12 protein-coding genes are annotated in these 13,530 nt (G+C 65.2%); 7 read left to right on the forward strand and 5 right to left on the reverse strand.

Going from position 1 to position 13,530, the window contains the following annotated elements; translation table 11 throughout:
- Nucleotides 1-30 precede the first annotated feature (30 nt).
- From pcaB to CH281_RS17825, 4 genes are read left to right on the forward strand one after another with little or no spacing between them, the layout of a single operon-like run.
- Nucleotides 31-1,377, forward strand: coding sequence for a 3-carboxy-cis,cis-muconate cycloisomerase (gene pcaB / locus CH281_RS17810; RefSeq protein ID WP_094694992.1), 1,347 nt, complete (start codon nt 31-33; stop codon nt 1,375-1,377).
- Nucleotides 1,377-2,540, forward strand: a complete 1,164-nt coding sequence (gene pcaDC, locus CH281_RS17815; protein ID WP_094694994.1) for a bifunctional 3-oxoadipate enol-lactonase/4-carboxymuconolactone decarboxylase PcaDC — start codon at nt 1,377-1,379, stop codon at nt 2,538-2,540. Before pcaB ends, pcaDC begins: the two co-directional genes overlap by 1 nt.
- Nucleotides 2,537-3,355, forward strand: a complete 819-nt coding sequence (locus tag CH281_RS17820) for an IclR family transcriptional regulator domain-containing protein (protein WP_094694996.1) — start codon at nt 2,537-2,539, stop codon at nt 3,353-3,355. Before pcaDC ends, CH281_RS17820 begins: the two co-directional genes overlap by 4 nt.
- Complete coding sequence (locus tag CH281_RS17825) at nt 3,348-4,559, forward strand: acetyl-CoA C-acetyltransferase (RefSeq protein ID WP_032390949.1); 1,212 nt, start codon at nt 3,348-3,350, stop codon at nt 4,557-4,559. Before CH281_RS17820 ends, CH281_RS17825 begins: the two co-directional genes overlap by 8 nt.
- Nucleotides 4,560-4,566: 7 nt before the next feature.
- On the opposite strand, the gene CH281_RS17830 is transcribed toward CH281_RS17825, so the two are convergent.
- Together CH281_RS17830 and CH281_RS17835 are read right to left on the reverse strand one after the other, a co-directional pair.
- Nucleotides 4,567-6,459 (reverse strand): sugar phosphate isomerase/epimerase and 4-hydroxyphenylpyruvate domain-containing protein, encoded by a 1,893-nt coding sequence (locus CH281_RS17830; protein WP_032368207.1) that lies wholly within the window; start codon nt 6,457-6,459, stop codon nt 4,567-4,569.
- Nucleotides 6,456-7,346, reverse strand: coding sequence for a shikimate dehydrogenase (locus CH281_RS17835; protein WP_057473286.1), 891 nt, complete (start codon nt 7,344-7,346; stop codon nt 6,456-6,458). The genes CH281_RS17830 and CH281_RS17835 overlap by 4 nt, the downstream gene beginning before the upstream one ends.
- 109 nt (nt 7,347-7,455) lie before the next feature.
- Between CH281_RS17835 and CH281_RS17840 the strand changes: the two genes are divergently transcribed.
- The 3 genes from CH281_RS17840 (at nt 7,456) to CH281_RS17850 (ending at nt 10,470) form a co-directional block, all read left to right on the forward strand.
- The gene (locus CH281_RS17840) at nt 7,456-8,130 is read left to right on the forward strand and encodes a TetR/AcrR family transcriptional regulator (RefSeq protein ID WP_094694998.1); all 675 of its coding nucleotides are present in this window, start codon (nt 7,456-7,458) and stop codon (nt 8,128-8,130) included.
- Between the two features lie 168 nt (nt 8,131-8,298).
- Nucleotides 8,299-9,660, forward strand: a complete 1,362-nt coding sequence (locus CH281_RS17845; protein ID WP_032368463.1) for an MFS transporter — start codon at nt 8,299-8,301, stop codon at nt 9,658-9,660.
- A gap of 6 nt (nt 9,661-9,666) precedes the next feature.
- Complete coding sequence (locus CH281_RS17850) at nt 9,667-10,470, forward strand: N-acyl homoserine lactonase family protein (RefSeq protein WP_032406767.1); 804 nt, start codon at nt 9,667-9,669, stop codon at nt 10,468-10,470.
- A 91-nt stretch (nt 10,471-10,561) separates the two neighbouring features.
- On the opposite strand, the gene clpX is transcribed toward CH281_RS17850, so the two are convergent.
- From clpX to CH281_RS17865, 3 genes are all read right to left on the reverse strand, one after another.
- Complete coding sequence (gene clpX / locus CH281_RS17855; RefSeq protein WP_027497577.1) at nt 10,562-11,842, reverse strand: ATP-dependent Clp protease ATP-binding subunit ClpX; 1,281 nt, start codon at nt 11,840-11,842, stop codon at nt 10,562-10,564.
- Nucleotides 11,843-12,138: 296 nt separating this feature from the next.
- Entirely contained in the window at nt 12,139-12,780 is a 642-nt protein-coding gene (locus tag CH281_RS17860; RefSeq protein ID WP_008715342.1) for an ATP-dependent Clp protease proteolytic subunit, read from the reverse strand.
- A gap of 47 nt (nt 12,781-12,827) precedes the next feature.
- Nucleotides 12,828-13,478, reverse strand: a complete 651-nt coding sequence (locus CH281_RS17865) for an ATP-dependent Clp protease proteolytic subunit (RefSeq protein WP_072692168.1) — start codon at nt 13,476-13,478, stop codon at nt 12,828-12,830.
- Nucleotides 13,479-13,530: the final 52 nt, after the last annotated feature.

Below are 13,530 nucleotides of genomic sequence, written 5' to 3' on the forward strand. Positions count from 1 at the left end.
AACTGATCGACGATGCGGCGAAAGAGGACCATGGCTTCCGATAGAGGGGCACTGTTCGATCCGACATTCGGCAGCGAGATCATCGCACCGATCGTCGGCGACCGAGGCTGGGTTCGGGCGATGTTCGACGTCGAGGCAGCCCTCTCCCGGGCGGCTGCCTCGGTCGGCGTGGTCGACGCGAAGCATGCGGACATCATCACCGCGGTCGCGGCCGAGCTGGGTGAATCTCTGGACATCACAGCACTCGGAGCGGCTGCAGCGGCCGGTGGGAATCCGGTGATACCACTGGTGAAAGTACTGCGAAACGCGGTGTCCGAGCGCGGAGTTCCTGCTGCTGCAGTGCACCCCGGGGCGACCAGCCAGGACAGCATGGACACCGCGTCCATGCTCGTCGCACGTGACGCACTCACGGTCGTCGAGGCGTCGCTCGGTGATGCACATACCGCGGCGCGAGGCCTGGCGCTGGCGCACCGAACCACTCCTATGGTCGCGCGCACCCTCGGCCAGCAGGCGTTACCCACTACTTTCGGGCTGGTGGCCGCCAATTGGGCTGGGGCGCTGCATCGTTCGAGTCACCGGCTCGCTGCGGTTCGGCGGTCGTGCTGTGTGCAGTACGGAGGTGCCGCCGGAACGATGGCCGCCGTACATCCGCACGGTCCGGCCATTGCCGCCGCGCTCGCGGACGCCCTCGGTCTGGCACCACAGACTGCGCCCTGGCACACCGACCGCGTCACCGTCGCAGATCTGGCGTGCGCGTTGGGTATTGCCGCGGGCTCCATTGCGAAGATCGCCGGGGACATCGTGTCGATGTCCGCCACCGAACTGGCCGAGGTGTCCGAGAACGCGCCGGGAGGTTCGTCGGCAATGCCACACAAGCGCAACCCGATCGCCGCCGTCACCGCGCGGGCTGCGGCCCGCCGGGTGCCAGGAGCCGTTGCGACAGTGCTGGCGAACATGGACCACGAGCAGCAGCGCGCCGCTGGCCCGTGGCACGCCGAATGGGAGACCGTCACCGATCTGCTACGCCTCACCGGCGGCGGTGCGCATCGTATAGCGACGAGCCTGACCGGACTGCATGTGCATCCAGATGCCATGGCGCGCAACCTCGAAGCGACGGGTGGTGCACTTCTCGCCGAACGGGTCACGGCGGCGCTGGCACCGCACACCGAGCGCGCCCGCGACATCGTCACCGACCGATGCGCAGCAGGTGCGCCACTGGACACGGATCCCGCCATCACCGCCTTCTTGGCGCCGGCGGCGGTGCGCGAGATGTTGGATCCAGCAGGCTATGTGGGTCACGCACCCGACTTGGTCGACGACATCCTCGCTGCGTGTGCACTGGAGACCGAACGCCCCACGGATTCGAAGGACATCTGATGACAGTCACTCTGGCTCACCACCGCACCGAGGGGCCGCACCCCGATGCGGATACCGTCGTGCTGATCGGCTCGCTCGGCTCGGACCGATCGATGTGGGACCCGCAGGTGGGCGCACTCTCGGCTTCCGTCCACGTGTTGACGGTCGATCTACGGGGACACGGTCGATCACCGGTACCCCCCGGCCCCTATTCCGTGGCCGATCTCGCCGATGACGTTCTTGCACTGCTGGATTCACCCGCTCTGGAACGCGTCCACGTCGTCGGACTCTCCCTCGGCGGTGCCGTCGCTCAATGGATTGCGATTCATCGCCCCGAGCGGGTGCGCACTCTGACTCTGCTGTGCACGTCCGCCAAGTTCGGTGAACCCGCTCAGTGGATCGACCGAGCCGCGACCGTCCGCGCCTCGGGGACAGCAGCACTCGCAGACGCCGTACTCGCACGGTGGTTCACGCCCGAACTCGCCGCCCGCGACACCGATCTCGTCGCACGGTGTCGACGCATGATCGCCGAGACCTCCGACGAGGGGTACGCGGCATGCTGCGAGGCATTGTCCGAGTGGGATTCTCGCGCGGACCTCGCCAGGGTCGCCGCTCCCACCCTCGTGATCGCGGGCCGACAGGATCCGTCGACCACTCCGGACGATCTGCGCATCATCGCCGATGGCATTGCAGGATCGACGTTCCTGACACTCGACCCGGCCGCACATCTGGCGAACGTCGAACAGGCAGGCCGCGTCACGGCGGCCATTGCCGCTCACGTCGGAGCGAATGCGTACTCCGCCGGACGGTCCGCGGCGCACGACACCGGAATGGCCGTACGGCGCAGTGTGCTCGGTGACGCCCACGTCGACCGCAGCATCGCATCGAGAACCGAATTCACGTCCCCGTTCCAGGATTTCATCACCCGAACCGCATGGGGCGACGTCTGGGCTCGTCCCGGACTCGACCACCACACCCGCCGACTGCTGACTCTGGCCGTTCTGACGGCCTTGGGTAACCACCACGAACTCGACATGCACATCCGAGCGGCGTTGCGTGCCGGTATCGCACCCGACGAGCTCGCCGAGGTGTTCTTGCACACCGCCGTCTACGCGGGAGTACCGAACAGCAACAACGCTTTCGCATTGGCTCAGGCCGCCATAACCGAGAGCGAAACCTCGTGAGTGCCGCGGACACACCGCCGTCCTCGGATTACGTCCAGTCTCTCGGACGCGGCTTGGCAGTGATCAGAGCCTTCGACGGCGAGCATCCGCGTCGAACGCTGGCCGACGTGGCCCGAGCGACCGACCTGACCCGCGCCACCGCCCGGCGGTTTCTGCTCACGCTCGTCGAACTCGGATACGTGCGTACCGACGGCTCGATGTTCTGGCTCACCCCGCGAGTACTCGAATTGGGGTACAGCTACTTGTCGAGTCTTTCGCTCCCCGAGGTCTCGGGCCCACATCTCGAGGCGCTCGCCGAACGAGTGCGTGAATCGTCCTCGGTGTCGATACTCGACGGTGACGATGTGGTGTACGTCGCCCGGGTTCCGGTCAGCCGCATCATGACCGTCGGCATCAACATCGGCACCAGGTTTCCGGCGTTCGCAACCTCGATGGGACGGGTGCTGTTGGCCGGTCTTCCCGCGGACGAACTGGATGCGTACCTGGAGCGAGTGCGGTTGACGCCGTTGACGGGCAAGACCATCACGACCGCGGCCTCACTCGCGCGGGAACTCGAACGAGTGCGGGTCGACGGCTTCTGCCTGGTGGACCAAGAACTCGAAGAGGGCCTTCGTTCGATCGCCGCACCCATCCGCGACAGCGCCGGCGTGGTTGTCGCGGCAGCCAACGTCTCGACCCAAGCTGCACGTCATTCTGCGGACGCCGTGCGCGCCGAACTACTCCCGGCCTTGCTCGACGCCACCCACGCCATCGAGACCGATCTGCTCCGGGTGAGTACCGGAGCCAACGACAAGCGAGGAAACACCCATGCCTGAAGCCGTGATCTGCGAACCCCTGCGTACCCCCGTCGGCCGTTTCGGTGGCCAGTTCCGCGACATTTCCGCCCAGGCCCTCGCTGCCACGGTCATCACCGAACTCGTTGCGCGAACGGGTATCTCCGGAGCGGACATCGACGACGTGATCCTGGGCCAGGCGTCACCGAACGGTGATGCACCGGCCATCGGTCGAATCGCCGCCCTCGACGCCGATCTCGGCATCGATGTGCCCGGCATGCAGATCGACCGACGCTGCGGCTCCGGCCTACAAGCAGTACTGCAGGCGTGCATGCAGGTGCAGTCCGGCGGCAACGACCTGGTTCTGGCAGGCGGCGTCGAAAGTATGAGCCAGACCGAGTTCTACGCGACCGGCATGCGGTGGGGCGTCAAGGCCGAGGCGGTCGCCCTCGCCGACCGACTTGCGCGGGCCCGGGTGACGGCGGGTGGCAAGAACTTTCCGGTACCCGGAGGCATGATCGAGACCGCCGAGAACCTTCGCCAGGAGTTCTCCATCAGCCGCGCCGATCAGGACGCGCTGGCCGTGCAGTCGCATCGGCGGGCGGTCGCCGCGCAGAACAGCGGCGTGTTCGCCGAGGAGATCGTGGGTGTGTCTGTCCCCCAGCGTAAGTCGGAACCGGTTCTGGTCTCGACCGACGAGCATCCACGGGCCGACACGACCGTGGAGTCGTTGGCGAAGCTGAAGGCAATCCGTGCATCGATCGATCCCGAGTCGACGGTCACCGCGGGTAATGCCAGCGGGCAGAACGACGGTGCCGCGATCGCCATCGTCACCACCCCCGAAAAGGCTGCGGCGCTGGGACTTCGACCACTGGCGCGGCTCGCGAGCTGGGGCGTCGCCGGAGTCGCTCCGCGCACCATGGGAATCGGCCCGGTGCCCGCCAGCGAGAAAGCGCTCGGACGCCTCGGGCTCACTCTCGACGACATGGGCGTCATCGAACTCAACGAAGCCTTCGCCGCCCAGGCGCTGGCCGTGACTCGGTCCTGGGGTATCGAGTCGGACGACCCGCGGTTGAATCCGCACGGTTCCGGCATCTCGCTCGGCCACCCGGTCGGGGCCACCGGCGCCCGAATCCTTGCCACCCTGCTCCGTGAAATGGACCGCCGAGAAGTCCGCTACGGACTCGAGACGATGTGCATCGGCGGCGGACAGGGCCTGGCCGCGGTGTTCGAGCGACTGTCCTGATCGCTACTCACTGCTGTAGTTGCGCAGCCAGGCGCACAGCCGAGTTGGTCTCCCCGTAGCCTTCGTACCCGCCTACCCGCTGCACCACCTCGAAGAAGAGGTCGTCGCCCACGGTGCCGGTGAAGAAGTGGAAGAACTCGCCGCCTGCGGAGTCGGCGTCGTACAGGATGCCGAGCCGCTGCATCGCGTCGAGGGTGTCCTGACCGAGGCCGAACCGTGCGTTCAGGTCGCGATAGTAGTTGGGCGAGATGCGCAACGGCGTGAGACCGCGTTCGGTCATTGCCTCGGCCGCGGCGTAGATGTCCTCGCATCCGAACGCCACATGTCCGACGCCTCCGCGGCGGGCGGCGGGCAGGGGGTCGGCATCGGACGGGCGACCGGGAACCATGTTGAGCGACAGGCGAATGGTGCCGTTCGTGGTCGTCAGGGTGAGGGCCTGGCTTCGCACCAGTCCGATCGCGTCCACGACGTCCTGACCGTCCCGGGGCACCATGCCGAACACCGAGCGGAGCAACAGCATCACGCCGTCCCAGCTTTCCGCCGGGACCGCGAGGGCGATGTGGTCCACGTGCGAGACCAGGGGCTTGTCCTGCGGCACAGGCACTCTGGGAGCGAGGTCGAATGCGGACTGCCAGGCACCGGCGCTGTCTCGGGTGCGTAGGTCGAGCGAGGTTGCACCGGTGACGGCGAGCCGCACCACCGCGTCGGTCGCGTCGGCCACGCCCGGCATGGTGACCGTCGCGGCGGGGACCCCCAGAGCGCGGGCTCTGGTCAACCACAGATCGGGCCGCTCGCTGCGGACCCCGATCTGGGCCAGTGCGGGCAGGTGGGCGGGGACGCCCGGTGCCGTCCACAGGGTGTCGACGGTCGTGTCGACCGCGACGGCGAGTGGGCCCTGGGTGAACAGCGACAGTCCGTGTTCGCTGTGCGCGGCGGTGAGGTCGAAGCCGAGGTGACGCAAGGTGGTACCCAACTGGGCGGCCTTGGCAGGGCCCGCGGCGATACGTAGGGACACGATGTTCTCGATCGGGCCGGGCGGAGGCGGGGAGAACAGATCGGGATTCGGCACGACGGTGTCGACGCCGCGGACCTGCTCCTGCAGGTGGAGCAGCGAACGGTGTGCGTCCGACGCCGTTCGGCCGGTGTCCGAATGCCGGAAGACGTCGTTGAAGATCTCGAGCGACCACGGGCCCGTGTAGCCCGAGGCCACGACGTCGGCTCCGAAGGTTGCCAGATCGAAGTTCCCCTGACCGGGGAAGCATCGGTGATGGCGACTCCACTGCAGGACGTCCATCACCAGGTGCGGGGCGTCGGCCAGCTGCAAGAAGAAGATCTTCTCGCCGGTTATCTCGCGGATGCCGGATGGGTCGTCGCCGCGGGAGAGGATGTGAAAGCTGTCGAGACAGGTCCCGAGCGCTGGATGGTCGACCTGCCGGACGATGTCCCAGGCATGACGGTAGGTGTCGACGTGGCTACCCCAGGCGAGCGCTTCGTAGGCCAGCCGCAGTCCGCGGCGATGTGCACGCTCGGCGAGAGTTGCCATCTGTTCGATCAACTTGTCGTCCTCGCGCACTGCACCGGCCAACGGTGACGAGCAGACCAGCAGCAGGTCGCATCCCAGCTGTTCCATCACGTCGAATTTGCGTTCGGCGCGAACGAGGTTGCGCGCGAACTGGTCCGGGTCGTCGGAGTCGGCGTCACGGAAGGGTTGGTAGAGATCGACGGTCAGACCCAGGTCTGCAGCCTTCTTCGCAATGTCTGCAGGCAGGTCCGGTGAGCTGATCAGATCCGGCTCGAACACCTCGAAGCCGTCGAACCCGGCTTCGGCGATGGCGCGCATCTTCTCGTCGAGAGACCCACTGAGCGAGACAGTGGCCACCGACGTGGCAATGGCCGTCATGCGGAGGCCCCGGCGGCAGCGACGCGATCTTCGCTGTCGATGAGGGTGCCCATGTGCGCGATCATCCGATCTGCGTTCGCAATTCGGCCGGTGAATATCTCGAAGGCGTCCGCTGCCTGGAACACGGCCATGCCGGTGCCACTCAGGGTTCGGCACCCCGCTCGCGCTGCCTGCATGAGCAATTCGGTCTCGGCCGGCCTGTACACGACTTCCGAAACCCACATCTGCGGACGCAGAAATTCCTGCGGCACAGCAGATCCCGGGTGCTCGAGCATTCCGACCGGCGTTGCGTGCACCAGCCCCGACGCTGCGCTCAGCACGTCGCCGAGCCGATCGAGTCCGGTCGAGAAGATCTCGGACTCGGGGAACATCGAGGCCAGCGAGTCTCGGAGTTGCTGCGCCCGAGAACGATCGGCATCGACGAGTGTCAGCTTGGCGGCTCCCCGGCGTGCCATCGCGTATGCCACGGCCGCACCTGCTCCCCCGGCTCCGAGTTGCACCACATCACTCAGATCGGCTCCCGGTAAGCCACGTCCGAAATTTCGGTCGAACCCGGACCAGTCGGTGTTGTGACCGATCGCGCGCCCGTCGGAGAACACAACGGTGTTGACGGCACCCAGACGCGCGGCATCCTCCGAGAGATCGTCGAGGCAGTGAAGAACCCGTTGCTTGCACGGGTGGGTGATGTTGAGGCCGCGAAATCCGAGGTCGGCTGCCGTGGCCACCAGCCGCGGTAGGTCGTCCACGGACAGCCCGCGCCGATCGAGATCGATGATCCGATAGAGGTAGGTCAGACCGTGCTCAGCACCCTCTCGCTCGTGCATCGCGGGCGTGAGCGATTTGCCGATACCCGTCCCGATCAGCCCGCAGAGCAGGGATTCCGGCATGTCGATCTCCTCGAGCTTTAATGTACTAATTGGTGAGTTAGCTCGACGGTACTACGGTGACGGCACGCACACACCCTTTCTCCGCAATTCGCGGCGATAGAGTCGACCCATGGCTCCGCGTACAACCGACACCTCCGACGACAGCGGACCGGCCGTCAAACGTCGGCGCAACAGCGATCTGACCCGACACAACATCCTCGAGGTAGCCACGGAGGAGTTTGCGGACAAGGGCTTCGCGGGCGCACGCATCGACGAGATCGCCGAACGAACACACACGACCAAGCGGATGCTGTACTACTACTTCACCGACAAGGAAGGCCTGTACAAGGCCGTTCTGGAGCGGTCCTACCTCCGCATCCGCGAGCGCGAACGAGCCGTGGACGTCGAAGGATTCGGTCCGGTCGAGGCGATCCGCGCCATCGCATCGGTCACGTTCGACCATCACGAGCAGAACCCGGACTTCATCCGGCTGGTATCGACCGAGAACATTCTGCGCGGCGAACATATCGGCACTTCCGAGGCGCTGAGCAATCTCGGCAATCCGGCCGCCGAGCTGTTGGCCGACATTCTTGCGCGCGGGCAGGCCGACGGGCTCTTTCGAACCGATGTCGACGCGTTGGACATCCATATGGCGATCAGCAGCTTCTGCGTGTTCCGGCTGTCCAACCGATACACGTTCGAGGCACTGTTCGGGCGCGACCTCACCGACCCGGCGCACCGCACACGACTGCGGGCCATGCTCGGCGACATGATCATCGCGTTCCTCACCTCCACCGACGCCTGACACCGAGATCGAGCGACCCGCATCGCATCGGGGGTTGACACGTGGCATGGATCACGTTCAATATCTAAGAGCGCCCGGAGTTAACTATTTCGTACATTAGCGGCCGATCGGGTCGTGGATGTCGAACTGTGCGCCCGGCTTCCCGTCACACGAAAAGAGACGACACCGATGGATCCCCTCACGTCCGGTCACCCGCCCCTGCGCCCCGGAGCCAACCCGCGTAAAGCCGCAACCGCGGCCTGGGTGGGCAGCGCCCTCGAGTACTACGACTTCTTCATCTACGGCACCGCCGCTGCGCTGGTCTTCGGCCGCGTGTTCTTTCCCGGTTCCAACCCCGCCACCGGAACGTTGTTGGCCCTGGCGACTTTCGGGGTCGGATACCTGGCCCGCCCACTGGGCGCATTGGTGCTCGGTCACATCGGTGACCGTTACGGCCGCAAGAAGGTCATGGTTGCCACCGTCCTGCTGATGGGAGTCGCCACCCTCGGAGTCGGCGTCCTTCCCTCGTACGAATCCATCGGCCTCGCGGCCCCGATAATCCTGGTCCTGCTGCGCCTGGCCCAGGGCTTCTCTGCGGGCGGTGAGCAGGCGGGTGCCAACTCCATGACCCTCGAGCACGCACCCGACCACCGACGGGCATTCTTCACCAGCTTCACCCTCAGCGGCACCCAGGGCGGTCAGATCCTTGCCACCGCAGTCTTTCTCCCGGTCGCCATGCTCCCCGAGGACCAGTTGCTCAGCTGGGGCTGGCGAATCCCGTTCTTCCTCAGCGCATTCGTCGTTGTCGCCGCATTCCTGATCCGGCGCTCGCTCGACGAGACCCCAGTCTTCGAGGAAGAGGTGGCGTCCGCCGAGCCGCAGCGTCTCCCGCTGACCGAACTGCTGTCCGAGCACTGGCCCGCCGTTCTTCGAGTCATGTTTGCCGCCGTGATCGCCTCGGTCAGTACGATATTCACCGTCTATGCGCTGTCGTACGCAGTCAACACAGTCGGCCTGGAACGAACTCCGATGCTGTGGGTCGGCGTACTCGCCAACGTCGTCGCGCTGTTTGCACTCCCGTTCTTCGGGTCGCTGTCCGATCGTGTCGGTCGCAAGCCGGTGTTCCTGTTCGGATCGATCGGTTGCGCAATCCTCATGTTCGGATACCTCTGGTCCATCTCGGTCGGAAACTACGCGCTCATCTTCGTCTTCGGCATCGTCATGTTCGGTTTCGTCCACAGCGCGACGGGCGGTGTGTGGCCCTCGTTCTACGGCGAGATGTTCCCGGCTCGGGTCCGTCTGACCGGAACTGCGCTGGGTACCCAGATCGGTTTCGCCATAGCAGGATTCGCGCCCACCATTGCCGGTGCCATCGCCGGGGCCGAGATCGGTGCGTGGTTGCCGGTCGCCATCGTCACCGCCGTGTTCTGCGCCGTCAACGTTGCGATCGTGTCCACGTCCAAGGAGACCTATCGCACGCCCACCGACGAGCTCGGGCGATCCACTCGAACGACTCGGCGCGAGTCGGTCGCTCGTACGACGTCGAACTGACCCGCGATGATCGACGGACTGCGACCGGACCGTAGCGGTGAATGGCGTGTGTACGCCGTGCGCTATGCGAGCCGAACATCCCTGCGCAGCACGCACTTCCACTATGCGGACGAGCGCGGCCACGAGCCGCACCCCACCGCGTACTACGTGTGGCTCGCGCTGTCGGACACCGAGACCGTCCTCGTCGACGCCGGTCTCGCACCGGCGACGGCGTCACGGATGAAGGGACTGGACTACGTCGGCTCCCCCGTGGACCTCATCGGAGAGCTGGGAATCTCCCCCGGTGACATCGACGTATGTGTGCTGACCCATCTGCACTACGACCACACCGGAGTCGTCGCAGATCTGCCGTCGGCCCGCTACGTCGTCCAGCAGAAAGAGCTCGACTACTGGAACGGTCCGTGGGCGACCCGCGTCGGGCAGGAACGCTGGTTGCACTCGCGGTCCGACATCGACCACGTCACGGGAAGTCCGCGTCTCGACATCGTCGACGGCGACCGCGAACTGGCACCGGGACTCTCGGTGCATGCGGTGGGCGGACATACCGCGGGCATGCAGGTAGTCAGCGTGCACACCGAGCGCGGGACCCTGGTGCTGGCGTCGGATGCGAGTCACTTCTACGAGAACATCGAATCCGACAGTCCCTTCGCGATTCTGCACTGCCTGCCGGACATGTTCGGCGCGTTCGACCGGATCAAGGAACTCGCCGACAGCCCCGAGCATGTCGTGCCGGGCCACGACCCGTTGGTGGCGCAGCGGTGTGCCGCGGTCGACCCGGACCTGCACCCGCACATCTCGGTCCTCGGCTGACACCCTCGATCGAGAACCTCCACAACACAGAACGAGCCCCGATCATCGCGTTCGATGATCGGGGCTCGTTTCGGTGTCGTGCCGGAGCTGGTCAGGCCGACTTGTCGCGACGCTCCGGGCGTTCGGGCTTGCGCGGAACGATGGTCGGCAGGACGTTGTCGTTGACCGTCTCTGCCGTGACCACGACCTTCTCCACGTCGTCCCGGCTCGGGATGTCGTACATCACCGGGAGCAGTACTTCCTCCATGATCGCGCGCAACCCACGAGCACCGGTGCCGCGCAGGATCGCCTGATCGGCGATCGCCTCGAGTGCCTCGGACGTGAATTCGAGCTCGACGCCGTCCATGTCGAAGAGTCGGCGGTACTGCTTGACCAACGCGTTCTTGGGCTCGGACAGGATGGTGACCAGTGATTCCTTGTCCAGGTTGGTCACAGACGCGATCATCGGCAGACGGCCGATGAACTCGGGGATCAAACCGAACTTGATCAGATCCTCGGGCATCACCTCGGCGAAGTGATCCTGCGTGTCGATCTCCGCCTTGGAACGCACCTCGGCTCCGAAGCCGAGACCGCGCTTGCCGACGCGATCGGACACGATCTTCTCGAGACCGGCGAAAGCACCGGCGACGATGAAGAGCACGTTGGTGGTGTCGATCTGGATGAACTCCTGATGCGGATGCTTACGTCCGCCCTGCGGCGGGACGCTGGCCTGGGTACCTTCCAGGATCTTCAGCAGTGCCTGCTGTACGCCTTCACCGGAGACATCGCGGGTGATCGACGGGTTCTCGCTCTTACGAGCGATCTTGTCGACCTCGTCGATGTAGATGATGCCGGTCTCGGCCCGCTTGACGTCGTAGTCCGCGGCCTGGATGAGCTTGAGCAGGATGTTCTCGACATCCTCACCCACGTACCCGGCTTCGGTCAGTGCGGTGGCGTCGGCGATCGCGAACGGCACGTTGAGCATCTTGGCGAGGGTCTGGGCCAGATACGTCTTGCCGCACCCGGTGGGACCGAGCATCAAGATGTTCGATTTGGCCAGCTCGACGGATTCGCCGCGCACATCGCGCGCCTTGTCGCCGGCCTGAATGCGCTTGTAGTGGTTGTAGACAGCGACGGCCAACGTGCGCTTCGCAGCGTCCTGGCCGATCACGTAGTTCTCGAGAAAGTCCTTGATCTCGGAAGGCTTGGGCAGGTCGTCGAGCTTGACTTCGCTCGATTCGGCCAACTCCTCCTCGATGATCTCGTTGCACAGGTCGATGCACTCGTCGCAGATGTACACCCCTGGTCCTGCAATGAGCTTCTTGACCTGCTTTTGGCTCTTGCCGCAGAACGAGCACTTCAGCAGATCGCCACCGTCACCGATGCGTGCCATTCGGAGGTTCCTACTTCCTTGTCCGCGTACGACCCGGCCGACCGCATACGCGGAAGGACGGGCTACTTCTCGATCGATGGCATGCCGAGTTCGAGATGCTCCGACCGAGTTCTTGGATGCGACGCTACCCGTGTTCGCCGAACATGGGCGGGTTGTTTCCGGTGATTCGCCGCCCGTTTTCACCAATCACGGCATTCGGGGCGTGAATCGAGACAGCCGGGCCGAGTTGTCCACTCGTGCCCGGCGTCCGATCGTCTGCCGGACCGCGAGGCGATCCGACCGGTGGTACTTGCGTGCTACTTCTGAGCCGAGAGCTTGCGGTACTCGAACACGGTGTCGATGATGCCGTAGTCCTTGGCCTGCTCGGCGGTGAGGATCTTGTCGCGATCGGTGTCCTTGCGGATCACGTCGGGATCCTTGCCGGTGTGGCGACCGAGGGTGGTCTCCATGAGTCGACGCATACGTTCGATCTCGGCGGCCTGGATCTCGAGGTCCGAGACCTGGCCCTGGATTCCGCCGCTCGAGGGCTGGTGGATCAGCACTCGTGCGTTCGGCAGAGCCGCGCGCTTGCCGGGGGTGCCGGCTGCGAGCAGTACCGCGGCAGCCGAAGCCGCCTGGCCGAGGCACACTGTCGCCACGTCGGCGCGGACGTACTGCATCGTGTCGTAGATGGCCATCAACGAGGTGAACGAGCCACCGGGCGAGTTGATGTACATCGTGATGTCACGGTCGGGGTCGAGGCCCTCGAGCACCAGCAGCTGTGCCATGACGTCGTTGGCAGACGCATCGTCGACCTGGACGCCGAGGAAGATGATGCGCTCCTCGAACAGCTTGTTGTACGGGTTCGACTCCTTGACGCCGTAGCTCGAGTGCTCGACGAAGGACGGAAGGATGTACCGCGAGGACGGCAACTGGTTGGGATCGAACAGGTTTGTCATCGTTTCTCCAAGATGTGAGTGATCGAGGGTCGCCGGTAGCGGCCGAATTACTCGCCGACTCCGCCGGCCTGCCGCGCGCGGCTGACGACGTGATCCACGAACCCGTATTCCTTGGCCGCCTGTGCCGTGAACCACCGGTCACGGTCGGAATCCTCGGTGATCTGCTCGACGGTCTGGCCGGTGTGCTGAGCGATGAGCTCGGCCATCTCACGCTTGGTGTGCGCGAACTGCTCGGCCATGATCGCGATGTCCGAAGCGCTGCCGCCGATACCGGCCGAAGGCTGATGCATCATGATGCGCGCGTGCGGCAGGGCGTACCGCTTGCCCTTCGCACCGGCCGAGAGCAGGAACTGGCCCATCGAGGCAGCCAGGCCCATCCCGTAGGTGGCGATATCGCACTCGGCGAATTCCATGGTGTCGAAGATCGCCATACCTGCGGTGACCGAGCCACCGGGCGAGTTGATGTACAGCGAGATGTCGCGGGTGGGGTCCTCGGCCGACAGGAGCAGGATCTGCGCGCACAACTTGTTGGCGATGTCGTCGTCGACCTGGGTACCGAGGAAAATGATGCGGTTTTGAAGCAGACGCTCGTACACGGAGTCGCTGAGATTCAGGCCTGCTGCGGCCGAAGTCATGACGGGACTCTGCTCGTGCGAAGCCGCCGGATTCTGAACAGTCACGGTACCTGCCTTTTCCATAACAAATCGTTGGTTCCTGACACAGACACTAACGAAAGACGGCGGCTCCGGA

Source organism: Rhodococcus sp. 06-221-2 (assembly GCF_002258365.1).
GTDB lineage: Bacteria > Actinomycetota > Actinomycetes > Mycobacteriales > Mycobacteriaceae > Rhodococcoides > Rhodococcoides fascians.

Coding starts and splice junctions, on each gene's coding strand:
- pcaB (WP_094694992.1), top strand. CDS start 31: ATGGCTTCCGATAGAGGGGCACTGTTCGATCCGACATTCGGCAGCGAG.
- pcaDC (WP_094694994.1), top strand. CDS start 1,377: ATGACAGTCACTCTGGCTCACCACCGCACCGAGGGGCCGCACCCCGAT.
- CH281_RS17825 (WP_032390949.1), top strand. CDS start 3,348: ATGCCTGAAGCCGTGATCTGCGAACCCCTGCGTACCCCCGTCGGCCGT.
- CH281_RS17830 (WP_032368207.1), bottom strand. CDS start 6,459: ATGACGGCCATTGCCACGTCGGTGGCCACTGTCTCGCTCAGTGGGTCT.
- CH281_RS17835 (WP_057473286.1), bottom strand. CDS start 7,346: ATGCCGGAATCCCTGCTCTGCGGGCTGATCGGGACGGGTATCGGCAAA.
- CH281_RS17840 (WP_094694998.1), top strand. CDS start 7,456: ATGGCTCCGCGTACAACCGACACCTCCGACGACAGCGGACCGGCCGTC.
- CH281_RS17845 (WP_032368463.1), top strand. CDS start 8,299: ATGGATCCCCTCACGTCCGGTCACCCGCCCCTGCGCCCCGGAGCCAAC.
- CH281_RS17850 (WP_032406767.1), top strand. CDS start 9,667: ATGATCGACGGACTGCGACCGGACCGTAGCGGTGAATGGCGTGTGTAC.
- clpX (WP_027497577.1), bottom strand. CDS start 11,842: ATGGCACGCATCGGTGACGGTGGCGATCTGCTGAAGTGCTCGTTCTGC.
- CH281_RS17860 (WP_008715342.1), bottom strand. CDS start 12,780: ATGACAAACCTGTTCGATCCCAACCAGTTGCCGTCCTCGCGGTACATC.
- CH281_RS17865 (WP_072692168.1), bottom strand. CDS start 13,478: ATGGAAAAGGCAGGTACCGTGACTGTTCAGAATCCGGCGGCTTCGCAC.